Here is a 22,737-nt window from a genome sequence, read left to right as displayed (position 1 = left end):
GGGGAGGACGGGGTCCTCCCCCTACGTGGCGTCGGCGGGGCGCAGCCGCGGCGCGGTCGCCCGGGCCTGCGCCGCGGCGAGCACGCCGATGACCGCCGAGGAGTTGCGGATCCCGCCCGAGAACACCCGCTGCACCGCCTCGTCCAGCGGCACCCGCTCCACGGTCATGTCGAGCTCCTCGTGCTCGACGACGAAGCCCTCCGGCCGGTCGACGGCCGAGAGCCCCTCGGCGAGGTAGATGAGGATCTGCTCGTCGCAGAAGCCCGGCGTCGAGTAGTTGTTCGCCAGCAGCGACCAGCGTTCGGCCGCCAGGCCCGCCTCCTCGGCGAGCTCGCGCTTCGCGGTGGCCAGCGGGGCCTCGCCGTCGGCGTCGCGCAGGCCGGCGGGCAGCTCCCAGAGGTAGCCGCGGACCGGGTGCCGGTACTGGCGGACCATCACGACCCGTCCCTCGTCGTCCACCGCGGCGACGCACACGGCGCCGATGTGCCGGACGATCTCCCGCACGCTGTCCCCGCCGCCGGGCATCGCGACGGTCTCCTGGACGAGGGTGATGATGCGGCCCTCGTGCACGGTCTCGGTGGCGAGGACCTCGTACTCCCCCGGCCGGGCGGGCTCCACCATCAGATCCCGACCTTCTCGTCCTCGTCCAGCGGCACGGGCAGCCGCGCGGACTCGGAGAAGTCGATCGCTGCCTGCACGAACGCCGCGAACAGCGGGTGCGGCCGGGTCGGGCGGCTCTTGAGCTCCGGGTGGGCCTGGGTGCCGACGAAGAACGGGTGGACCTCGCGCGGCAGCTCGGCGAACTCGACCAGCAGGCCGTCGGGCGAGGTGCCCGAGAAGACCAGCCCGGCCTCCCCGATCCGGTCGCGGTAGGCGTTGGCCACCTCGTAGCGGTGCCGGTGCCGCTCGGTGATCTCCGTGGAGCCGTAGGCCTGCGCGACGACCGAGCCCTTCTGCAGGGACGCCGGGTAGCTGCCCAGCCGCATCGTGCCGCCCATGTCCCCCCGGCCCGCGACGACGTCGACCTGGCTGGCCATCGTCGCGATGACCGCGTCGGGGGTGTCCGGGTCGAACTCGGCGGAGTTGGCCTCGGGCAGCCCGGCCAGGTTGCGCGCGGCCTCGATGACCATGCACTGCAGGCCCAGGCACAGGCCCAGCAGCGGGATGCCGTTGACCCGGGCGTGCCGGATCGCGCCGAGCTTGCCGTCGATGCCGCGCACGCCGAACCCGCCCGGGATGCAGATGCCGTCGACACCGGCCAGCGCGCGCTCGGCGCCCTCCGGGGTCTGGCAGTCGTCGGAGGGCACCCAGCGGATCTCCACCCGGCTGCGGTGGGCGAACCCGCCGGCCCGCAGCGCCTCGGTGACCGACAGGTAGGCGTCGGGCAGGTCGATGTACTTGCCGACCAGCGCGATCGTCACCGTCTGCTTCGGCGCGTGGACCCGGTCGAGCAGGTCGCCCCACACGGTCCAGTCGACGTCCCGGAACGGCAGGCCCAGCCGGCGGACGACGTAGGCGTCCAGGCCCTCGCGGTGCAGCACCTTGGGGATGTCGTAGATCGACGGCGCGTCGGGGCAGGAGATGACGCCCTCGGCGTCGACGTCGCACATCAGGCTGATCTTGCGCTTGAGGCCGGTGCCGATCTCCCGGTCCGAGCGGCACACCAGCGCGTCGGGCTGGATGCCGATGTTGCGCAGCGCGGCCACCGAGTGCTGCGTCGGCTTGGTCTTCAGCTCCCCGGACGGCGCGATGTAGGGCACCAGCGAGATGTGCAGGAAGAAGCAGTTGTCCCGGCCGATCTCGTGGCGCACCTGGCGGGCGGCCTCCAGGAAGGGCAGCGACTCGATGTCGCCGACGGTGCCGCCGACCTCGGTGATGACGACGTCCACCCGCTCGGGACCCTCGGCCGCGGCCATGATCCGCGACTTGATCTCGTTGGTGATGTGCGGGATGACCTGCACGGTGTCACCGAGGTACTCGCCGCGCCGCTCCTTGGCGATCACGTCCGAGTAGACCTGGCCGGTGGTCACGTTCGACCGGCCGGTGAGGTCGGTGTCGAGGAACCGCTCGTAGTGCCCGATGTCCAGGTCGGTCTCGGCGCCGTCCTCGGTGACGAACACCTCGCCGTGCTGGAACGGGTTCATCGTCCCGGGGTCGACGTTGAGGTAGGGGTCCAGCTTCTGCATGGTGACCCGCAGGCCTCGGCTGGACAGCAACGCCCCGAGGGAGCTGGCCGTCAGGCCCTTGCCGAGGGAGGAGACGACCCCGCCGGTGACGAAGACGAACTTCGTCGGCTGGGAGTTGTGGAGCAGAGTCCTCGCCCCGAAGTCATGCAGCTCGTAGTCATGGTCACGCGTTCCATGCGGTCGATCCACGGGAGACCACCGTAACACGATCGGCCCCCTCCCCCGCCGGGCCCGCGGCCGTGCCGTCGGCTCCCGTCGCGCCTCCCCCGCCCGGGTCCCGCGGACCCGCCGCGAGCCACACCAGCAGCGGCACCAGCAGGGACGCCGCCGTCGCCGGCAGGGCCACCCCGGAGTCGTTGGCCGCCGCTCCCAGCGCCAGGCTGAGCGCGATGGCCAGCAGCCCGGCCCGCAGCACCGCGCGGTCGCCCGGCGGCAGCAGGTCGCGGCGGCCGCGCAGCAGCCCGGGCCCGCGCAGCGGCCCCGGCAGCCGGCGCTGCAGCCACCTCCCCCACCGTCCCGCCGCCGGGCGCACCAGCCAGACGGCGGCGACCAGCGCGCCCGGCAGCAGCCAGGCCAGCGGGCTGCCGAACAGGATGCCCAGGTTGGCCTCCGCCTTGCGGGTCACCACCGTCCACGCCTCGCCGGTGAGCAACTGCTCGACGAAGCGGCCCAGGTGGCTGCGCTCGGCGGGCGGCCGCAGCCAGTCGACGTAGGCCAGCGAGCCGACCGCCGCCACGGCCAGCGCCAGCACCGCCGCCATCCGGGCCACCGTCACGCGGGTGCCGGTCAGCAGCATCGCCAGCAGCAGGAAACCGGGCAGCGCCGCCAGCACCCCGCCGAAGTCGCGGCCCAGCGCCGGCGACCCGACGACCAGCACCGTGAGCGCCCCGGCGCCGAGCACGACGGCCGCGGTGACCGCCCGCGCCCGGCCCGCGGGGGCCCGGCGGGCGGCGGCGGTGGCGAGGAGGGCGGTGAGCAGCAGCGCGCTGACCGCGAGCAGGCCGAAGCCGAGGTTGCCGTAGCCGGTGAACCGGCCGGCCACGATCGGGTCGTAGCCGAGCAGCCCGTTGAGCTCGAGGGTGGACCCGGTCAGGACGTCGCCGACGAGGGTGCCCAGCGTGACCGCCAGGACGACGACCGGCGGGCCCAGCGGGCGCCGCCGCCAGGGCCCGAGCGCGGCGATCGCCAGCACCGCCAGCGCGGCGAGCAGCACGCTCCCGGCCAGCGCCAGGCGCGGCACGCCGGCGCGCTCCCAGGGCAGCAGCCCGGCGAGGTAGCTGGCGACCGGCACCGCGGCGGCCCCGAGGGCCACCGGGCGCAGCGCGCGACGCAGCCGCTCCCCGCCCGGGCGTGGTGCCCGGTCGCGGCGCCGTCCCCCGGCCGCGAGCAGGCCCAGGCCGACGACGGCGGCGTCGAGCAGCACGAGGGCCCAGAAGAACGTGCCCGTGCTGCGGTAGTGGACGGAGGCGGCGGTGTTGGCCTGCTCGAGCGCCTCGATCGCCTCGGCGAGCGGCGGCCGCTCGCCGTCGGCCTGCAGCGCCTGCCCGTTCATCGACGCAGGCCGCTCCAGGCCCAGGGCGGCGAGGGCGGTGGGCGCGACGTCGATCAGCTGCACGAACGGCGCCCGCCCGGTGCTCGCCGAGGTCAGCCAGCGCGGCTCGCCGAACCCCGGCCCGGAGGCGATGCCGACGTGCAGCTGCGCCCGCCCGTCGTTGACCTCGGAGACGCCCTGGACCAGCAGCAGCGTCTCCCCCGGCGCCGCGGCCACGGCCTCGACCAACCGGCCGAGCGCGGCGTCGATGGCGGCGAGCGCGGCGGCGCGGGGCCGCGGCTCGGTGCCGGTGTCGCTGCCCTCGAGCCCCGGCTCCCCGGCGTCCACCAGGTCGTCGAGGCCGACCAGCACCAGCGGGCAGCCGCTCAGCAGCTCGCCGGGGTCGGCGGGCAGCTCGTCGCGCTGGCCGGTGGTCACGCCGGGCGCGGCGACGGCCAGCGCCGGTGCCCGGCCCACGACGGTGGCGCAGCCGACCGCCGCCCCCAGCGCCGCGGGCTCGGCGCCGAAGCGGGCCGTGGCGGGGTCGTCGGCGGCCGCGGCGACGGCGGCCTGCGGATCGGCCAGCCCGGCCGCGGCCAGCCGCTCCTGCAGGCCGCAGTGCGACAGCGCGGGGCTGGCCGGCGGCACCGGCGGGGTCTGCTCCTGCGACGGCTGGGCACCCGGATCGGCCGGCGCCTCGGGAGGCAGCGGCACGGTCGGCAGCGGCACCGGCGGCATCGACTCGTCGGGGGCCGGGAAGCGGGCCCGGTTGCCCGCTCCCAGGGTCGCCCAGCCGTCGAGCACGCAGCTGGTGGCGCGCGCGGCCCGCACCGACACCGCGCCGATCGGCGACCTCTCCGCCAGCGCCCACAGCGCCGGCGTCGCCTGCGCGTCGACGTCGTCCCACACCAGACCGGGGACGCCGACGACGACCACGCGGTCGGCGCTCGCCCCCTCGGCCGGCGCGGCGGCCGCGGGAGCGGCGGGGACCGGCACGGCGGTCAACAGGACCGCGAGGACGGCGAGCAGCAGCGCCCCGAGCCGGCTCATCGCGGTGCGCCGAGCAGCTCGCGGTAGAGGGCGACCAGCTGGCGGGCGGTGGCGGCCTCGTCGGGCCAGGTCGCCGCCTGCCGGCTGCCGGCCTCGGCCAGCGCCCGGGCGCGCGCCGGGTCGCCGAGCAGGCCGGTGATCGCGTCGGCCAGCGCCGCGGCGTCGCCGACCGGCACCAGGGCCGCGCCGTCGCCGAGCAGCTCGGGCAGGCCGCCGGTGCGGGTGGCCACCAGCGGGGTGCCGGCGCGCAGCGCCTCCTGCGCGGTGAGCGAGCGGGCCTCCCACCGCGAGGGCAGGACGGCGAGGTCGGCGGCGGCCAGCAGGTCGGCGACGTCGCCGCGCCGGCCGAGCAGCACCACCGGCAGCCGCTCGGCGGCGATGCGGGCGGCCAGCTCGTCGTGCAGCGGTCCGTCGCCGGCCACGGCGACCAGCGGGGGGCGCGGACCGGCGGCCCACCGGGCGGCGGCGTCGAGCAGGACGTCGTAGCCCTTCTGCGGGTGCAGCCGCCCCACGGCGACCACCAGGGGGCGGCCGTCGGCGACCCCGAGCTCGGCGCGCACCTCGGCGGCCGGCCGGGCCGGGGCCGGCAGCGGCGGGGCGGAGACGGGCGCGACCCGCACGTCGCGCGCCCCCTGTCGCCAGGCGTTCTCGGCGAGGTCGCCGGAGGCGGCGAGGACGACGTCGGCGCCGCGGATCGTGGCGCGCTCGGCCAGCCGCAGCACCCGGCGCAGCGCGCCCCCGCGCTCGGGCAGGGCGTTGTGCAGCGTGAGCACCAGCGGCCGGCCGCTGCGCCCGCGGGCGGCCGCGGCGAGCAGGCCGGCGCGCAGGCCGTGGACGTGCACCAGGTCGGCGGCGGCGGTGGCGCGGCGCAGCGCGGCGACGGCGCGGGCATCGGCTCCCGGGGAGAGGCCCGCGGAGATCTCGACGGGCGCGAAGGCGGCACCCGCGGCGGTGAAGCCGAACAGCCGCTCGGTCGCGGCGGGCCCGCACACCCGCACGTCGGCGCCGGCCGCGAGGAGGGCGGGCAGCACCGCGCGCACGTGCGTGCCCACCCCACCGGTGCTGGTGGCCAGGACCTCGGCCACCCGGCGGCCCTGCAGCGGGAGCCGCTCAGCCACCGTGCACCTCCTGGGGATCGCTCCGACGCAGCCCGCGCACCGCCGCCACCAGCGGACGCCGCGCGGTTCCCATCATGACCGCCGCGGCGACGGCCAGTGCGGCTGCCGCGGCGAGCGCCCCGGCGCCGACGGTCGCGACGAGGCGGCCCTGCGGGACCGGGTCGGCGCCGAGCGCGCCGGCGACGGCCAGCCCCGCGGCGGCGGCGAGCGCGGCGGCGAGCAGCGCGGGCAGCCCGGTCCGGACGACGCCGGCGAGCCCGGCCGGACCCACGACCCGCGCGACGACGGCGAGCAGCGCCAGCCCGGCCACGGTGACGCCGGCGCTGTGCCCGGCGGCCAGGGCGACGCCGCGGTCGGCCGCGGGCAGCACCGCGGCGAGGACGACGTTCGCCGCCACCGCGAGCAGCCAGCCGCCGAGCACGCACGCCGTCGGCGCCCGCCACAGGCCGCGGGCGTAGAGCGCGCGGGAGAGCACCGCCACCACCCCGTAGCCGGGCAGCCCCGGGGCGAAGGCGACGATCGTGTCGCGCAGCGCGCCCACCACGCCCGCCGGCTCCCCGGCGAGGAACACCCCCGCCATCGGCCCGGCGACCGCGACCAGCACCGCCGCGGCGACGGTCGAGGCGACGACGACGAGGGCGGTCACCGGGGCCAGCGCCCGGCGGAACCCGGCCTCGTCGCCGGTCTCGGCCCGCTCGGCCAGCCCCGGGTAGGCCGAGGTCGCCAGCGGCACCGCTAGCGCGGCCCACGGCACGAGGAACACCGTCAGCCCGGCGGCGTAGACCACCTGGGTGCCGTCGGGCGCGCCGGCGTTGGCCAGCCGGATCGCCACCGCGGCCAGCAGCTGCTGCCCGGCGAGGGTGAGCACGCCGGCCACGGCCAGCCGGCGCACCCGCGGCGCGGCGCCCACCGGGAAGCGCAGCGACGGCCGCAACCCGAGGCGCAGCCGCCGCACCGGCAGCAGCAGGGACAGCGACAGCGCGGCCACGCCGAGCGTCGTCCCGACCGACAGCACCAGCTCCGCGGGGGTGCTCAGCCCCTCCGCCGTCCGGCTGCCGCCGATCGCGGCGAAGGCCAGGTAGGCCCCGGCGACGACCACGCTCGACAGCAGCGGCGCGAGCGCGGGCGCGGCGAAGCGGCGGTGCGCCTGCAGCACGCCGGTGAGCACGATCCCGATGCCGTACAGCACGACCTGGGGGGCGAAGACGACGAGGAAGCGGGCGGCGAGGTCGACCTGCCCCGGGTCCTGCGAGCCCAGCAGCAGCCGGGCGACCGGCTCGGCGCACACCGCGAGCAGCACGGCCAGCGGGGTGAGCACCAGCAGGCTCCAGCCGAGCAGCGCCGAGGCGGTGCGCCGCACCTGCTCGCGGTCGCCGGTGGCGATGCCGCCGGCCAGCATCGGGACGACGAGGCTGGCCAGCGCACCGCCGGCGACCACCTCGAAGACGATGTTCGGGACGCTGTTCGCCGCCAGGTAGGTGTCCCCGGTGCTGCCGGCGCCGACGGCGTTGGTGAACACCAGGGTGCGGCCGAACCCGGCCAGCCGGGCCAGCACGGTGAGGACGGCGATCAGCGCGGCGGCGCCGGCGACCCCCTGGACGACCTGCCGGGGACTCATGCGACCTCCTCGCCGGCGCTCGTCGGCCACGTGCGCCGGCTCGCTCCACCCACTGGTGAGCTCGCGAGCTCGCTCACGCACCGCGGCGGCGGCCGAGCCGGTCCAGTTCCCGCAGGACGGGGGTGGCCTCGATGACCCGCGTGAAGCTCACCCGTTCGCTGGCCAGGGTGAGCCCGACGACCACCGCGAGGGCCCCGGCCCGCGCCGGGCGCCCCGGCACCGCGGCCAGCCGCAGCCCGAGGAGGGCGCCGACGGCGTTGGCGCCGCAGTCGCCGAGCATGACCCGCTCGCCCAGGTCGGCCGGCAGCACGGCGAGGCTCGCGCCGAGCGGCCCGGCGACGAGCGCGCCCGGCGGGCTCCCCAGACCCGCGGCGGCGGCGAGCGCGGCGGCCTTGGCCGCGCGGCCGGGACGCAGGTCGAGCAGGTTGACCAGGTTGGCGGTGCCGGCGACCAGCCCGGTGGTGAGGACGGCGTCGACCAGCCCGCGGTCCCGCCGCGTGAGCAGGGCCGCGGCGGCGGCTGCGGCGCCGATGCCGGCGACCTTCACCGCACCGGCCGACACCCGCCCGGCGCGCAGCGCGCGCAGGTGCCCGGCCAGCCCCTTGTCCCGCGCCTGCTCGGGGCGTGCGCCCGCGAGGTCGTCGTAGCCGCCGACCAGCCCGGACACGCTGCCGACCAGCGCGGCGGCCGCGCGGGCGCCCGCAGGGGCGCCGGCCACCGCGGACGCCGTCGCGGCCAGCGCCAGGGCCGGGCCGCCGAGCAGGGTCACCGGACGGCCGGCGTGGTTGGTGCGCCGCCAGGGCGCGCCGGCCGGGCTCGCGTCGAGCGCGGCGGCACCGGCCAGGCCCAGCCGGGCCGCGGCGGCGCCGGCGAGGGCGAGCAGCGCCCGGCGCCGCCCGCCGCCGTCGGCGCTCCGGCGGGTCACGGGGTCGCGCTGGGGACCGGCGGGACCGGCTGGGCGTCCTCACCCGTGCCGTAGGCACCCGAGGTGCCCGCGCTCTCCCGCCCGAGCGCGAGCACCGTGCTGATCCGGCCGGACGCCGAGTCGACGTTGTCCACGGTCGAGACGGCCACCGAGTTCTCCGGGTCGGCCCGGATGACGCCGACCAGACCGGTCTCGCCGGCCGAGGCCGCGTCCCCCGCGACGACGGCGCCCGAGCCGGCGGCGTCGAGGGCCAGCGCCAGGTCGACGAGCGCGTCGGTGCGCTGCTCGCCGTCCTCCTCGGCCGGGGCGCCGGCGGTCAGCACCACCGCGAAGTCGGCCGGGGTGACCGAGCTGGACTCGACGTCCAGGACGTCGAGGGCCCGCAGGCCCGCCAGCACGGAGGAGAGGGCGGCGGTGTCCGGGGCGGGGGCGCCGGGCGCCGTCGGGCGCATCAGCACCTGGGCCAGGAGCGAGCCGACCAGCTGGCCGGTGTCGTCGGTCTCGGGCAGCGTGACGCCGGTCGGCAGGCCCGGCCCGGTCACGTAGCTCTGCACCTCGGCGGCGGTGGCCGGGTCGCTGTACTCCGGCTGCAGCCGGATGGTGCCGGTCAGGGTGCCGCCGGCCTGGCCGACGAGGGTGGAGACCTCCTCGACCGTGTCGGCGGCGACGTCCTCGGTGGCGACCAGCACGACGCTGCGCCCGGCCAGGCTGCCGGCGACCAGCGCGGGGGCGACGGCCTCCTCGAAGGCGTCACTCGTGTCCAGCTGGGCCTGCAGCTCCCGGGTCTGGGTCTCCAGGTCCCGCTTGTCCTCGGTGAGCGTGGCCACCTGGCCCTCGAGGTCCTCGAGGATCGGCGCGTTGAGCGCCGTGGTGCCGATGACGATGCCCAGCGCGACGGCCAGGAAGACCGCGATCAGCGAGACCAGGTGGTAGCGGAAGTCGATCACGAGAGGAGGTTCTCCAGCCAGAACACGAAGCTGTTCCATTGGTCGACCATCAGGTCGAGGTAGACGCGGCCGGCCGCGGAGACGGCGAGGGCCGACCCGATGGCGATGAAGGCGGCGAGCACCAGGACGACCAGGGTCAGCGTCGAGATGCGGCTGCGGTAGAGCCGGCTCACGCCCTTGGCGTCGACGAGCTTGCCGCCCAGCCGCAGCCGGGTGAGGAAGGTGGAGGCCATGCCACCGCGGCCCTTGTCGAGGAACTCCACCAGGGTGGCGTGGGTGCCGACGGCGACGATCAGCGAGGCGCCCTTCTCGTCGGCCAGCAGCATCGCGATGTCCTCGCTGGTGGCGGCGGCCGGGAAGGTGATCGCCTCGACGCCGAGGTCCTGGACCCGGGCCAGGCCCGGCGCGCGGCCGTCCGCGTAGGCGTGGACGACGACCTCGGCGCCGCTCTTCAGGACCTCGTCGCTCACCGAGTCCATGTCACCGATGATCATGTCCGGGCGGTATCCGGCCTCGACGAGCGCGTCCGCCCCGCCGTCGACGCCGATCAGCACCGGGCGGTAGTCCCGGATGTAGGACCGCAGCGCCTGCAGGTCCTCCTTGTAGTCGTAGCCGCGGACGACGACCAGCACGTGCCGGCCCTCGATCGGCGTGACCACGTCGGGGACGCCGACGCCGTCGAGCAGCAGCGCGCGCTCGCGCTTCATGTACTCCATCGTGTTGGTGGCGAACGCCTCCAACTGGACCGACAGCCCGGCCCGCGCCTCGGCCATCGCCTCGGCGACGGACTCCGCGGTCTGCTGGGTGCCCTCGGCGACGACGGTGCCGTCCTCCAGCAGCAGCTGGTTGCCGTCGACGCGGACCGCCGTCCCCTCCTTGACCGCCGAGAGCACGTCCTTGCCGACGCCGTCGACGAGCGGGATGCCGGCGTTGACGAGGATCTCGGGGCCGAGGTTCGGGTAGCGGCCGGAGGTGCTGGGCGCGGCGTTGACCACCGCGGCGACCTTGCACGCGACCAGGGAGTCCGCGCTGACCCGGTCGATGTCGACGTGGTCGATGACCGCGACGTCCCCCGGGCGCAGCCGCTTGGTGAGGTTCTTGGTGCGGCGGTCCAGCCGCACGGTGCCGGTCACTCCGGGGGCCGCTTCCGGCGCCCGGCCACGGCGGAGGGAGCCGATGCGCATGGCCTGCACTCTCCCACGGAGGCTCGACACCGCTGTCCTCCGACGCGCATCGACGACTTCTCGGTCACGCAGAGTGACCGACACCACGGGGCGGCGACACGCCGGGCCCGAATGGCCGACGATCCCCTCCGGCGCACTCAGGCAGGCTGTCTAGCGTTGTCCGGGTGACTCCAGGGGCGCGGGCGGTCGGTCGTACGGAATCCGACGACGAGGTCCGGCCGGAGGCGCCCGACGCGGTCGTCCACGAGCTGTCCGCGCCCGAGCCGCCGGCCGGGACCGACGACGGGACGCCCCCGCTGCCCGGAGCCACCACCCCGGCCGCTCCCCCCGCGCCGACCGAGCCGGAGCAGCCCGCTCGCGGACGCCGCGGCCGGCGTGCCCTGCGCGGACCGGGCCTGCGCGAGCGGCGCCGCCAGCAGACCCGCGCCACGATCATCGAGGCCGCCGCCGAGCTGTTCGCCGAGCGCGGCTTCGACGCGGTGAGCGTCGTGGAGATCGCCCAGCGCGCCGGCGTGGTCGAGAAGACGGTGTTCAACCACTTCCCGGTCAAGGAGGGGCTGGTCTTCGAGGCCGACCCGCCGATGCGCGCGGCGCTGCTCGAGACGGTGCGCACCCGGCCCGCCGGGGAGTCGGTGAGCGCGGCGGCCGGCACCTTCATCGTCCGGGCGATGAGCGGGCTGGGCGCGCCCGAGGCCGCGGCCGGTGTGGCGGAGATGGCGCAGGTGATCCGCGGCAGCCGCACCCTGCAGGTGCGCGAGCGCGAGATCATCGGCGAGCTGACCACGGCGCTCGCCGAGCTGATCGCCGAGGAGACGCAGGCGGAGCCCGGTGAGCTGGCGCCGTGGCTGGCCGCGCACGCGGTGCTCAGCCTCTACGCCGCGCTGCTGGAGCTGGCTCGCGACCGGGTGCTCGCCGGGGTGTCCGGTCCGGAGCTGTCGGCCGAGCTCCGCGCCCGCGGCGAGCGCGGCCTGGCGCTGCTGCAGTTCGGCCTCGCCGGCTACGCCAAGCGGCGTTGACACCGTCGGCCTACCGGCCGACACCGCGGCCAGGTGCCGTCCCCCAGATGAGCTGAGCCCCGCCCGGCCCTCGTCGCCGGACCCTCCGGGCCCCACTCCTCACGCCGCCTCGCGGGGCGACGCACCTCGAAGCCGCCCCGGGACGGAACCGTCAGGTGGTGATCTGCAGCGTCAGGTGGTGATCTGCAGCGCCCGCAGCAACTGGCCGGCGCGGTCGCCGGGGATGTCCGGGTCCTGGGTGAACAGCGCGACGGCGACCATGTACTCGCCCTCCCCCGCCCAGCCCCGGCCCTCGGCGACCAACCGGCGGATGTGGTCGCGCACCTTGGGCTCGCTGCTGTACTCGCCGTAGTCGAGGCCCATCGCGAGGAAGTTCGCGACCCGGTAGCCGAGGTCCTCCGCCGTCCGGACCGTCGTCTCCGGGTCGGCGTAGCTGGGCACCGCGGTGACGACGTTGCGGTAACCGGCCTTGAGCAGCTGCAGCACCAGGTCGTTGCCGTACACCCCGCCCCACAGCTCGGGCATGAGGATGTCGCGGTCCGGTGCCGGGATGTAGGGCGGGTTGGCGATCACCGTGGACGCCACTTCCCCGGCTGCGGAGTCGGCGCCGTCGAAGAAGTCGCCGAGCTCCACGGTGTACCGGTCGGCGACCCCGCGGGCGGCGATGTTCTCCCGGGCCCGCTCGACCGACGTAGCGCTGATGTCGAAGCTGCGCAGCCGCAGCTCCGGCAGACCGGCCACCACGTCGGCGATGGCGGTGGCGTCACCGGTGCCGAGCTCGACGACGCCCTCGCGCGCCCAGCCCAGCTGTTCCCGGTACTGCGTGAGCAGCATGCAGACACTGAACCCGTAGTGCGCCGACTCGTCGGCGGAGGAGAAACAGCTCACCGGGCGGCGCCGGTCAGCGGGCGGTGGGCGAGAGGCCGCGCAGCTGCGGCGGTGCGACGTCGGTGGGGCACGATCCGGCCCTACCCCACTCGTTCCGCCGTCACTCCTGCCATCCCTCCACCTGGTCACGCCGCTGCCCGGGCCGTGGCCGCCACGGCCAGCAGCTCCCGGGCGTGCGCCTGACCGGTGTCGCTGTCGGCGAGCCCGGAGAGCATCCGGGCCAGCTCGCGGACCCGGTCCTCGCCGTCGACCGCCCGGATGTCGGTGGCGGTCACGCCCGCACCGGTGTCCGGGGACTTGTCCACGACCAGGTGGGTGTCGGCGAACGCGGCGACCTGCGCCAGGTGGGTGACGACGACGACCTGGTGCCGCCGCGCCAGCCGCGCCAGCCGCCGGCCGATCTCCCCCGCGGCCTGCCCGCCGACCCCGGCGTCGACCTCGTCGAAGACCATCACCGGCACCGGGTCGGCCCCGGCGAACACCACCTCGATGGCGAGCATCACCCGCGACAGCTCACCGCCGGAGGCGCCCTTGTGCACCGGCCGCGGCGGGGCGCCGGGGTGCGCGGCCATCAGCAGCGCCACCTCGTCGATGCCGTCGGGGCCGGGGGCGTCCGGGTCGCTCTCGATGGAGAACGAGACGCGGGCGCTCTTCATGGCCAGCCCGGCCAGCTCCCGGCCCACCTCGGCGGCGAAACCGTCGGCCGCCGCCCGTCGCCCGGCCGACACCTGCGCGCCGAGGTCGTCGACCTCGGCCCGGGCGGCGTCGCGCGCGGCCTCCAGCGCCTCGAGCGCCTCGTCGGAGACGTCGAGCTCGTCCAGCCGGCGGCGGGCGTCCTCCGCCCAGGCCAGGACGCCGGCCACCCCCTCGCCGACGTCGGCGTACTTGCGCACCAGTGCGGTGATCGCCGCCCGGCGGTCCATCACCTCGGCCAGCCGCGCGGGGTCGGCGTCGAGGTCGGCGACGTAGCTGGCGAGCTGGCCGGCGACGTCGGAGACGACCGCGACCGCGTCGTTCAGGTCCTGGGCCAGCATCACCAGCGTGGGGTCGTCGGAGGCGGCCAGCGCCCGCTCGGCGATGGCCAGCGCGGCGCTGGCGTCCTGCGGCAGGTCGTTCCCGAGGTCGCCGGTGACGTCGCCGACCAGCGCGGTGCGGGCCTCGTCGGCGGCGGCGCGCAGCGCGTCGGCGTCGCTGAGCCGCCGCGCCTGGGTGTCCAGCTCGTCGTCCTCTCCCGGCTGCGGGCCCACAGCGTCGATCTCCTCCAGCCCGTGCCGGAGGACGTCGGCGGCCTGCGCCAGCTCCCGGGCCTGGCTGCGGCGGCGCTCGAGGTCGCCGGCCAGCTGCCGCCACCGGCCGTACGCCTCGCGGTAGCGGTCCAGCAGCTCCAGGTGGTCGGTGCCCGCGTAGCGGTCCAGTGCCCGGCGCTGCTCGGCCGGGCGGGACAGCCGCAGCTGGTCGCTCTGCCCGTGCACCGCGAGCAACCCCTCGGCCAGCTCGGCGACGACACCGACCGGGACGCTGCGCCCGCCGAGGTGGGCGCGCGACCGTCCCTCGGCGCTGACCGTGCGGGCCAGGATCAGCGTGCCGTCGTCGTCGGGGTCGGCGCCGGCGTCGGCCGCCCGCTCCCACACCGGGGAGTCGGCGGGCAGGGCCAGCCGTCCCTCGACGCCGGCCCGCCCGTTGGCGCGCACGCGGCCGGGGTCGGCCCGGCCACCGAAGAGCAGCGTCAGCCCGGTGACGACCATCGTCTTGCCCGCGCCGGTCTCCCCGGTGACCACCGTCAGGCCGTCACCGAGCTCGAGGGTGACGTCGTCGATGGCCCCGAGGCCGCGGATGCGCAGCTCGGTCAGCCGGCCCTGCGTCGTCCCGCCGTCGGCCGGCTCGGGAGCGGCGACCGGCTCGGCCGGCCGCGCCGCGCGGGCCGGCCGCCGGGTCTCACGCGTCGTCGTCCGTGCCGCCACCGCGGCCTCCCTCCTCCCCGTCCCCGCGGACCCAGCCGCGGGTCAGCACGTTGCGGTCCGGAGCCATCTCGTGGCCCGGGTCGTGCCGGCGGGCGTCGCGGAACCCGCGCACCGGCAGGCCGAACTTGGCCACCAGCCGGTCGCCGAACGTGGTCTTGTGCACCCGCGCGATGCGCACCGGCCGGGCGGCCCGGCGGACGTCGACCCGTCCGCCCTCGGGCACCTCCAGCGCGCGCCGCCCGTCGGCGGACACGCGGGCGCGGTTGCCGTCGGCCGGGATGGCCACGGTGAGCACCGAGTCCGGTGAGGTGACCAGCGGGCGGGAGAACAGCGCGTGCGCGTTGGACGGGACGACCAGCATCGCCTCGACGTCGGGCCACACGACCGGCCCGCCGGCGGAGAACGCGTAGGCCGTGGACCCGGTGGGCGTGGCGAAGAGGACGCCGTCGCAGCCGAAGCTGGTGAGCGGGCGGCCGTCGATGGCCACGACGAGGTCGAGCACCCGCGAGCGCTCGGACTTCTCCACCGACGCCTCGTTGAGCGCCCAGGTGCCGCCGACGACGGCGCCGGTCGCGTCGAGGACGTCGACCTCGATGGCCAGGCGCTTCTCGACCGAGTACTCGCACTGCTCGATCGCGGTGAGGGTCTCCTCGACCGCCTCGGGCTCGGTCTCGGCGAGGAAGCCGACCCGGCCGAGGTTGACGCCCATGAGCGCGGCGTTGCTGTAGCGGGCGAGCTCGGCGGCGCGCAGGAAGGTGCCGTCGCCGCCGAAGACCATGACGATCTCCGCGCCACGCGCGGCCTCGGCGTCCGCGGACACCACCTGGGCGCCCTCGATGCCGAGCGCCTCCGCCTCGTCCTCCAGCACCCGCACGGTGATGCCGCCCTTGGCCAGGCGGGCGGCGGAGCTGCGGGCGAGCTCGACGATGTCCTGGCGGCCGGTGTGCACGGCGAGCAGCACGTGCCGACTGCCGCTGGGTGCCCAGACGGTGGGGCTGACCTCTGTCACGCTTCCTCCTCGCTGGCGCTCGTCGGTCGCGTGCCAGGCCCTGCTGTGTCCCTGGGTGACCTCGCGAGCTCGATCACTGGTCCTCCTCGGGGGGTGCTCGCCGGCGGGGTGCCGGCGCGGCCGCGGTGCTCGCTGGCCGACGGGTGGTGGGTACCCGTCACGACGGGCCCTCCTCCACGGCGCGGCGCACCTCGTCCTCCCGCGGCGGCGCGGCGTCCCGGCGCAGCCAGAGGAAGAACTCGACGTTGCCGGCCGGCCCGGGCAGCGGGCTGGCGACGACGCCCGCCGTCCCCCACCCCAGCTCGGCGGCTGCCCGCGCCACCGTCAGGACGGCGTCCTGCCGGTGCGCCGGGTCGCGCACCACGCCGCCGGCGCCGAGGCGCTCGCGGCCGACCTCGAACTGTGGCTTGACCATCGGCAGCAGGTCGGCCTCGGGGGTGGCGCAGGCGGTGAGGGCGGGGAGCACCAGGCGCAACGAGATGAACGACAGGTCGGCGACGACGAGGTCCACCGGGCCGTCGACCTGCTCGGGAGTGAGCGTGCGGACGTTGGTGCGCTCCAGGACCCGCACCCGCTCGTCGGTGCGCAGCGACCAGGCCAGTTCCCCGTAGCCGACGTCGACCGCCACGACCTCCCGGGCGCCGCGGCGCAGCAGCACCTCGGTGAAGCCGCCGGTGGAGGCGCCGGCGTCGAGCGCGCGCCGGCCCTCGACCGGGACGGGGAAGGCCTCCAGCGCGCCGAGCAGCTTGTGGGCCCCGCGGGAGACCCAGGTGGGCTCGTCGGGATCGGTGCGCACGACGACGGGCGTGTTGGCGTCGACCCCGGTGGCGGGCTTGGTGGCGGCCCGCCCGGAGACGGCGACCCGGCCCTCGGCGATGAGGGCGACGGCGTGCTCCCGGGAGCGGGCCAGACCCCGTCGCACGAGCTCCGCGTCGAGCCGGCTGCGGCGGACCATCAGAGCTGGTCGATCGTGCCGAGCTCGCGCTGCAGCCGGGCGTGCTCGGCCTCGAAGACGGCGACGTGCTCGACCACCGGTCGCAGGGCGAGGTCGGCGAACGGCGCACCCTCGTCCGCGGCCGGCGCCTCCACCAGCACCGCGACCGGCACCGCGACCGGCACCGCCTCGGGGGACGCCGTTGCGGCGGGGACCGGCGCCGGACCGCCCCACGGGCCGGGCCGGGGCGGCCCCGGGACCGGTCGCGGTCGGGACGGGTCGGTCATCGCGGTCCTCTCGGGTGGACGGGCGCGGCGCGAGCGGGCGCCGGCAGGACCTCGGGGACCGGCGGTCCGGGCACGGCCCGGTGCTGTTCCCCCGGCCCGCGAGGGTACCGGCCGGGGGCGACGCACACGGGCCGGCGACGGGCGCTAGCGTTCGGCCGCCCGGTCCCCGAACGCGATGGAGGCGTGCCCGCGTGGCGACGATGGAGCAGTGCATGACCGCCCTCGAGGGCATCCTCGGCGATCTCGCGGCCAAGCCGGCGGCCCAGGGCCTCGACCGCAGCCTGTCCTGCCGGCTGACCGACCTCGGGCAGGTCGTCCGCGGCCGGCTGGCCCGGGGCTCGGTGCGCGAGCTGCGGACCGAGTCCGACGGCTCGTCGGTGGAGAAGGCCGACATCCGGCTCACCATGACCAGTGACGACCTCCTCGCGCTGACCGACGGGCGCTTGTCGTTCGGCCCGGCCTGGGCGTCGGGGCGGGTGAAGCTGGAGGCCGGCCTGCGGGACATGCTCCGGCTGCGCTCCCTGCTCTGAGGGAGGCCCTCCTGCGCCCCTCCGCTCGCAGGCCGGCGACGGGCCCCTGCAGGAGGGCCGTGCGGCTCAGCGGGCCACCTCAGGACGGCAGGCCCCACTGCCGCAGCACGACGGCGGCGGCCTCGTCGTCGGCCGTCACCTGCACCGGTGCGGCGGCCTCGGGGTGCCGCCCCCAGTGCGCGACGCAGAGGGCACGGAGTCCGTCGAGGCCGTCGGCGCTCGCGGGTGCCCCGACGCCGTCCCGGCGCAGCCGCAGGGGTCCGTCGCCGCACCGGACCGTCCACGCCCCGCAGCGCCACCCACCGTCCTCGGCGACCACGCCCGGGTGGGCGGTGAGCAGTCCGCCGGCGTCCGGTGCGAGCAGGTCGGGCCGCTGGTCCGGGCCGGCGGCGAGCAGGACCGGCGGATCGGTCACGCCGGTGAGGACCAGCAGCGTCGCCGCGCCGGCCCGGCGCCCGCCCTCGACGTCGGTGTCCAGCCGGTCGCCCACGACCAGTGGACGGCGTGCGCCCGTCCGCCGGACGCACTCGGCGTGCATGGCCGGGTCCGGCTTGCCGGTCACCAGCGGACGCCGGCCGGTCACGGCGCTGACCACGCCCACCAGCGCGCCGTTGCCGGGCAGCGGGCCGCGCGGCGAGGGGATGGTCGCGTCGGCGTTGGTGGCGACGTGTTCGGCGCCGTTGCGCACCGCCACCACGGCCTCGGCCAGCTCGGTCCACCCGACGTCGCGGCCGTAGCCCTGCACCACCGCGAGCGGCTCGTCCTCGGCGCGGCTCACCACGGTCAGTCCCGCGGCCTCGAGCGCGGCGGCGACCCCGGGACCGCCGACGGGCAGCACGCGGGCGCCGGCGCCGAGCCGCTGCGCGACGACGGTGGCCGCCGCCTGCGAGCTGGTGATCACCTCGGTGGCGTCCGCCGGGACGTCGAGGGCGGTGAGGTGCCCGGCGACCTCGTCCGGCGTCCGGGAGGCGTTGTTGGTGACGAAGCCCAGCCGCATGCCTGCAGCGCGTACCGCCGCCAGCGCCCGGGGCACGCCCGGCACCGCCTCGGGACCGACGTAGACGACGCCGTCCAGGTCGAGCAGCGCGACGTCGTAGGCGTGGCAGGGCGGCTCGGCGGCGCCGGCCGACAGCGGGACCGGTGCGCCGCTCACGAGGGCTCCCCGCCGCGGCGGGCCCGCACGCCGCGCAGTGCCCGGGAGTAGTGGCCGAGGTCGGGCCGCATCGCCACGGCGAGGGCCAGGTGCTCGGCGGCCAGGTCCAGGTCGCCGGCCCGGCTGGCCGCCAGACCCAGGCCGAACTGCGCGTAGTCGTCGGCCGGGTTGCGGACGGTCAGCTCGCGGAAGGTACCCACGGCCTCGGCGTAGCGGCCGGCGTCGTACTGGGCGCGTGCCAGGGCCTCCAGCAGGCTGCGCGACCCGGGTTCGGCCTCGGCGGCGCGCGCCAGGATCGTCGCGGCCGCGGCCGGGTCCCGGTTGGCCAGCAGCTGCAGTCCCCGCTGGTACCAGTCGTAGACGTCGCCGTCGGGCACCCCCGCGTCGGTCACCGCCGCTCCCTCGGTCCGGGTGCCGCCGGACGGTGTCGACGCCGCCGGCTCTCCCCCGCAGCCCGCGACCGGCACCGAGCGGAGCGCACCGCTCCTACGATTCCCGTCGTGCTCTCGTCGTCGGCGGACTCCGCGCACCCAGCAGCTGCGACGGGACTCGAGGTCCGGCCCTTCCGCGCCCTCACCTACCGGCGACGAGACCCCGGCCACCTGGCCCGGGTGAGCTCGCCAGCCTACGACCTGGTGACCCCGGAGGGGCGGGACCGGCTGACCGCCGCCGATCCGCACAACATCGTGCGCCTCATCCTGCCCGGCGTCGCGTCCGGCCCCGATGGCGCCGACGCGACGCGCCGCTCCGTCGCCGGGGCCGCCGCCACGCTCCGCGACTGGGAGACCAGCGGCGTGCTGGAGCGCGACCGCGGCGCGGCGCTGTGGGTGTACACCATGCGCCCCGGCGACGGCGCTCCCGAGACGGTCGGCTGGCTGGGGGCGGTCGGGTTGCCGCGGGCCGGCTCCCGCGCCGTCCTGCCGCACGAGGACACCTTCCCGGTCGCCGTGGAGGGACGCCGCGCCCTGCTCGCGGCCACCGCGACCGACCTGGAGCCCATCGTGCTGGCGCACGACCCGCAGCCCGATGTCCCGGCACTGACCGCCACGGCCCAGGACGGCGCGCCGACGCTCGAGGTGACCGACGCCGACGGCGTCCGGCACGCCCTGTGGCGGGTCGCCGACCCGGCACTCAGCGCGGCGGTCACCACGGCGCTCGCCGAGACCGGCGCGGTCATCGCCGACGGGCACCACCGCTTCGCCGCCGCGCGGGCCTACGGGGCGCACGCCATCCTCGCCCTGGTCACCCCCATGGGACCGGGTGGGCTCCGGGTGCAGCCGATCCACCGGGTGGTGCCCGACCTGGCCCTCGACGAGGCGCTCCCCGCGGCCGCGGCCGGCTTCCGGGTCACCGAGCTCGCGGGGGTCGGCGGTGCCGCCGAGGTCGTCGAGGGGTGGATCACCGACCCCGCCGAGTCGGGCCTGCTCGTCAGTGACGGCTCCCGGGTGGTGCGGCTGGACTCCCCCTCGGACCAGGTGCTCGCCGCCGTCCCCGCGGAGGCGCCCGCGGCCTGGCGCGGCCTGGACGTCGTGCTCGCCCACCACGGCCTGGTGCAGCGGCTGTGGGGCCGCGACGACGACCACGGGGGTGTGCTCATCGCGCACGGTGTCGGGGAGGCGCTCGACGGCGCACGGAACCGCCGCGGCGTGGCCGTGCTGCTGCGCGCTCCCTCGCCGGCCGACGTCGCCGCCGTGGCCCGGGCGAACGCCCGCATGCCGCGCAAGTCGACGCTGTTCGTGCCCAAGCCGCGCACGGGCCTGGTGCTGCGGCCGCACGGGGACTGACCGGCCGCTCAGGCGGTGCGGGCGTCAGGGCCCGCCGACCGGGGCACCTTGCGCCCGCGCCGGCAGTTGACCTCCGTCACCGACGCGGTGCCGGAGGCGGTCCGCCAGAACCGTCGCTGCAGCGCGCCCTCGACCTCGACGACGTCACCGGCCTGCCAGGCCGTGATCCGCCGCTGCAGCGCACGGTCGTAGGTGATGCAGGGCAGCGTGTCGGTCGACTGCCCCCTGGCCCGAGGCTCGGGCCGGCGCACCACCAGCCGGAAGCTGACCAGCGTGTCACCGCTGGGCAGGGTCCTGACCTCGGCGGGGGCGGACAGCCTCCCGCGGAGCACCACGTCGTTCCGGTCGATGACAGCCACGCTCATGACGGCAGCCTCGCCGCGCGCTCCGGGCCGGACCAGGCCCGTCGGCGGGCTGTGGACCGAGGACGGCGGTGTGGACGACACCGCTGGAGCTGTCGGTGGTCAGTGCTCGGCGTCGTCCTCGGTCGCGTCGGTCTCACCCAGCAACTCGGCGACCTCGGCCTCGACGTCCTGGTCGAAGTCGTAGTCGCCGGCCGCCACGTCCTCGTCCACGTCCTCGTCCTCGTCCTCGTCGTGGTCGCCGACGTCGACGCCGTCCCGGTCGTCCGCGTCCTCGGCCGCGTCGGCCGGCACGGCGGACTCCGACCCGGTCCCCGCCGCAGCGGAGTCCTCGTCCGGAGCCATATCGGCTCCGGACAGCTCCTCCTCGGAGAACTCGACGTCCTCCTCCGGCGTGTGGACGGCCACCGCGGCGCGCCACTGCTCGGCGGCCGCTGCCTCGCCGGCCGCCTCGAGGAGGTCGGCGTAGGCGCTCGTCAGGCGCAGCACCGTGGGGTCGGTGAGGTCGACCGAGTCCGGCCGCGGGGAGCCGCCCAGGGCAGCCTCCAGGACGAGCCGGGCCGCCGGGAGCTCACCCAGGTCCTGCCGCGCCCCAGCCTCGACCAGGCGGAGCTCGACGGCCTCCTCGGCATCGGGCTGCCCGGCCAGCGCCTCGCGCACCAGCCGCAGCGCCACCTCGGGACGCCCCAGCGCCCGCTCGCAGTCGGCGAGCACCGCCCGATACCCGGGGTCGCCGCTCATCCGGCGGTAGGCGCGCAGCTCGCGGGCTGCCTCGGCGTAGTCGCCGGCGTGGTACGCGGCCACGCCGACGGCCTCCCGGACGACGGCGATGCGCGACGCCCGGTCCCGGGCCGCCCGCGCGTGGGCGAGCGCCTCCTCGGGCTGGTCGTCGACGAGCGTGCCGGCGACGACGAGGTGGCCGGCCACCTTCTGGGCGTTCCGCGGGTCCAGGCCCCGCAGCGCCGCCCGCACCGACTGGTCGAGGTCGCGCGGGTCCGCCCACTCCGGGACCTCCGGGCCCGCCGGCACCGGTGGCGTGCGGTCCCCCCCATGGCGGGGCCGCTCTGCACGCTCGGGGCGCCCGCGACGGTCGTCGCCGGGACGGCGGTCGCGCCAGTCGCTGCGCGGTGCGCCCGAGCGGCCCTCCCGGGGCTGCCACTCGCTCCTCGACCCGCCGGGACGCTGCGGACGCCGGTCCGGCGCGGCGCCGTCGGCGCGCGCCGCGCGGGGTCGATCCCGCCACCCGGTGCGGGCACCCTGGTCCCGCTCCCCGGTCGGGCGACGGTCCTGCCAGTCACTGCGCTCTCGTGCCGGGCGCCGGTCCTGCCAGCCCCCTCCCCCCGGGCGGTTCCGCTCCGCACGGGCGGGGCGGTCGTCCTGCGTCCGGTCCCCCTGCGGACGCCGATCGCGCCAGTCGGCGCGCCCACCGGTGGGCCGGTCGCCCTGCGGCCGACGGTCCTGCCACTCGCGACGGGGACCGCTGGCTCCCGGACCACCCTCCCGCTGCGGTCGTCGGTCCCGCCAGTCGGACCGCCCGGCCCTCTCCGGCCGGTCGCCCTCACCCTGGGGACGACGCTGCGACCGGTCACCCTCGGGCCGGCGCTCCTGCCACCCCCCTCGGCTGTCCTCGGAACGGCCACCGGTGCGTCGCCGCCCCTGCCAGGCGCCCTGTCCGCCGCGACCGGCCGCGCCTCCGCCCGCGCCCCGTCCCTGCGGACGGCCCTGTCCGGAGCCGCCACGGCCTCCTCGGGGTCCCTGTCCGCCGGTACCGCCGGCGCCTCGTCGCGGTGAAGTCATGACCGTGTGCGTACCTCAGAACTGGGAGCAGCACGCGCGGGTGCTGCAGGAGTGTGCGGAAATGACAGAACGGGGGCCAGAGCACGTGGCTCTGACCCCCGTTCTGGAGTGGTTGTCCGGCGGCGTCCTACTCTCCCACCCCGTCTCCGGGGCAGTACCATCGGCGCTGAGAGGCTTAGCTTCCGGGTTCGGAATGGTGCCGGGCGTTTCCCTCTCGCCATGGCCGCCGTAACACTGTGCACCTGTCGACCCCCCGGGGGCGCCCGCATTTCGGGCGTGGGGTTGGTGCGTTCAGAACCGCACAGTGGACGCGTGACTGCTTTCTGCTTCGACCGCCCCCGCGCGCAGGTGGGGGATGGTGTGGTCGTGTGGTCAAGCCCTCGGCCTGTTAGTACCGGTCAGCTCCACACCTCGCGGTGCTTCCACCTCCGGCCTATCAACCCGCTGGTCTGGGCGG

The 22,737-nt window shown here is 77.0% G+C and carries 20 protein-coding genes and 2 rRNA genes; 3 read left to right on the top strand and 19 right to left on the bottom strand.

From position 1 onward, the window contains the following. Positions 1-21 precede the first annotated feature (21 nt). The 8 genes from BLS21_RS23420 to steA form a co-directional block, all read right to left on the bottom strand. Positions 22-621, bottom strand: a complete 600-nt coding sequence (locus BLS21_RS23420; RefSeq protein WP_091224171.1) for an NUDIX domain-containing protein — start codon at positions 619-621, stop codon at positions 22-24. After that, positions 621-2,375 carry a CTP synthase gene (locus BLS21_RS23415; protein WP_245700721.1) on the bottom strand — a complete coding sequence of 585 codons (1,755 nt, stop codon included), beginning with the start codon at positions 2,373-2,375 and terminating at the stop codon, positions 621-623. The genes BLS21_RS23420 and BLS21_RS23415 overlap by 1 nt, the downstream gene beginning before the upstream one ends. Further along, positions 2,350-4,767, bottom strand: a complete 2,418-nt coding sequence (locus tag BLS21_RS23410) for a hypothetical protein (protein ID WP_091224169.1) — start codon at positions 4,765-4,767, stop codon at positions 2,350-2,352. The genes BLS21_RS23415 and BLS21_RS23410 overlap by 26 nt, the downstream gene beginning before the upstream one ends. Then, on the bottom strand, positions 4,764-5,885 hold the full coding sequence (locus BLS21_RS23405) for a glycosyltransferase family 4 protein (RefSeq protein WP_091224167.1): 1,122 nt from the start codon (positions 5,883-5,885) through the stop codon (positions 4,764-4,766). The genes BLS21_RS23410 and BLS21_RS23405 overlap by 4 nt, the downstream gene beginning before the upstream one ends. Further along, positions 5,878-7,503, bottom strand: coding sequence for a murein biosynthesis integral membrane protein MurJ (gene murJ, locus BLS21_RS23400; RefSeq protein ID WP_091224067.1), 1,626 nt, complete (start codon positions 7,501-7,503; stop codon positions 5,878-5,880). The genes BLS21_RS23405 and murJ overlap by 8 nt, the downstream gene beginning before the upstream one ends. Before the next feature lie 73 nt (positions 7,504-7,576). Then, entirely contained in the window at positions 7,577-8,428 is an 852-nt protein-coding gene (locus BLS21_RS23395; RefSeq protein ID WP_091224065.1) for a hypothetical protein, read from the bottom strand. Then, complete coding sequence (locus BLS21_RS23390; protein ID WP_091224063.1) at positions 8,425-9,375, bottom strand: copper transporter; 951 nt, start codon at positions 9,373-9,375, stop codon at positions 8,425-8,427. Before BLS21_RS23390 ends, BLS21_RS23395 begins: the two co-directional genes overlap by 4 nt. After that, on the bottom strand, positions 9,372-10,508 hold the full coding sequence (steA, locus tag BLS21_RS23385) for a putative cytokinetic ring protein SteA (protein WP_245700719.1): 1,137 nt from the start codon (positions 10,506-10,508) through the stop codon (positions 9,372-9,374). The genes BLS21_RS23390 and steA overlap by 4 nt, the downstream gene beginning before the upstream one ends. Positions 10,509-10,723: 215 nt before the next feature. Here steA and BLS21_RS23380 point away from each other — a divergent pair, with 215 nt between their 5' ends. Next, positions 10,724-11,575, top strand: coding sequence for a TetR/AcrR family transcriptional regulator (locus BLS21_RS23380; protein ID WP_091224060.1), 852 nt, complete (start codon positions 10,724-10,726; stop codon positions 11,573-11,575). Between the two features lie 171 nt (positions 11,576-11,746). Here BLS21_RS23380 and BLS21_RS23375 read toward each other — a convergent pair whose 3' ends face one another. The 5 genes from BLS21_RS23375 to BLS21_RS23355 form a co-directional block, all read right to left on the bottom strand. Continuing rightward, positions 11,747-12,409, bottom strand: a complete 663-nt coding sequence (locus BLS21_RS23375) for a class I SAM-dependent methyltransferase (protein ID WP_245700717.1) — start codon at positions 12,407-12,409, stop codon at positions 11,747-11,749. Between the two features lie 179 nt (positions 12,410-12,588). Then, positions 12,589-14,424: a DNA repair protein RecN gene (recN, locus tag BLS21_RS23370; protein WP_217636255.1), complete on the bottom strand. Its 1,836-nt coding sequence runs from the start codon at positions 14,422-14,424 to the stop codon at positions 12,589-12,591. Beyond that, the gene (locus tag BLS21_RS23365; RefSeq protein ID WP_091224056.1) at positions 14,399-15,433 is read right to left on the bottom strand and encodes an NAD kinase; all 1,035 of its coding nucleotides are present in this window, start codon (positions 15,431-15,433) and stop codon (positions 14,399-14,401) included. Before BLS21_RS23365 ends, recN begins: the two co-directional genes overlap by 26 nt. Positions 15,434-15,590: 157 nt before the next feature. Then, positions 15,591-16,388 carry a TlyA family RNA methyltransferase gene (locus BLS21_RS23360; protein ID WP_091224054.1) on the bottom strand — a complete coding sequence of 266 codons (798 nt, stop codon included), beginning with the start codon at positions 16,386-16,388 and terminating at the stop codon, positions 15,591-15,593. Beyond that, on the bottom strand, positions 16,388-16,654 hold the full coding sequence (locus BLS21_RS23355) for a hypothetical protein (RefSeq protein ID WP_091224052.1): 267 nt from the start codon (positions 16,652-16,654) through the stop codon (positions 16,388-16,390). Before BLS21_RS23355 ends, BLS21_RS23360 begins: the two co-directional genes overlap by 1 nt. A 212-nt stretch (positions 16,655-16,866) precedes the next feature. Here BLS21_RS23355 and BLS21_RS23350 point away from each other — a divergent pair, with 212 nt between their 5' ends. Then, complete coding sequence (locus BLS21_RS23350) at positions 16,867-17,184, top strand: alkyl sulfatase C-terminal domain-containing protein (RefSeq protein ID WP_245700715.1); 318 nt, start codon at positions 16,867-16,869, stop codon at positions 17,182-17,184. A 79-nt stretch (positions 17,185-17,263) separates the two neighbouring features. On the opposite strand, the gene BLS21_RS23345 is transcribed toward BLS21_RS23350, so the two are convergent. Together BLS21_RS23345 and BLS21_RS23340 are read right to left on the bottom strand one after the other, a co-directional pair. Further along, positions 17,264-18,337, bottom strand: a complete 1,074-nt coding sequence (locus tag BLS21_RS23345) for an HAD-IIA family hydrolase (protein WP_091224049.1) — start codon at positions 18,335-18,337, stop codon at positions 17,264-17,266. Further along, positions 18,334-18,729, bottom strand: coding sequence for a tetratricopeptide repeat protein (locus tag BLS21_RS23340; protein WP_091224047.1), 396 nt, complete (start codon positions 18,727-18,729; stop codon positions 18,334-18,336). Before BLS21_RS23340 ends, BLS21_RS23345 begins: the two co-directional genes overlap by 4 nt. A 108-nt stretch (positions 18,730-18,837) precedes the next feature. Between BLS21_RS23340 and BLS21_RS23335 the strand changes: the two genes are divergently transcribed. Continuing rightward, positions 18,838-20,121 carry a DUF1015 domain-containing protein gene (locus tag BLS21_RS23335; RefSeq protein ID WP_091224045.1) on the top strand — a complete coding sequence of 428 codons (1,284 nt, stop codon included), beginning with the start codon at positions 18,838-18,840 and terminating at the stop codon, positions 20,119-20,121. Positions 20,122-20,129: 8 nt separating this feature from the next. On the opposite strand, the gene BLS21_RS23330 is transcribed toward BLS21_RS23335, so the two are convergent. From BLS21_RS23330 to BLS21_RS23315, 4 genes are all read right to left on the bottom strand, one after another. Beyond that, positions 20,130-20,486 (bottom strand): single-stranded DNA-binding protein, encoded by a 357-nt coding sequence (locus tag BLS21_RS23330; protein ID WP_091224223.1) that lies wholly within the window; start codon positions 20,484-20,486, stop codon positions 20,130-20,132. A 99-nt stretch (positions 20,487-20,585) separates the two neighbouring features. Next, positions 20,586-21,512, bottom strand: a complete 927-nt coding sequence (locus BLS21_RS23325; RefSeq protein WP_091224042.1) for a tetratricopeptide repeat protein — start codon at positions 21,510-21,512, stop codon at positions 20,586-20,588. Between the two features lie 882 nt (positions 21,513-22,394). Next, positions 22,395-22,511: ribosomal RNA gene (gene rrf, locus BLS21_RS23320) — 5S ribosomal RNA — on the bottom strand. A 137-nt stretch (positions 22,512-22,648) separates the two neighbouring features. Beyond that, positions 22,649-22,737 (bottom strand): 23S ribosomal RNA (locus BLS21_RS23315); the annotation flags it as partial.

Source organism: Geodermatophilus siccatus (assembly GCF_900103785.1).
In the GTDB taxonomy this organism is placed as follows: Bacteria; Actinomycetota; Actinomycetes; order Mycobacteriales; family Geodermatophilaceae; genus Geodermatophilus; species Geodermatophilus siccatus.
This window is presented reverse-complemented; position numbering and strand designations above follow the sequence as displayed.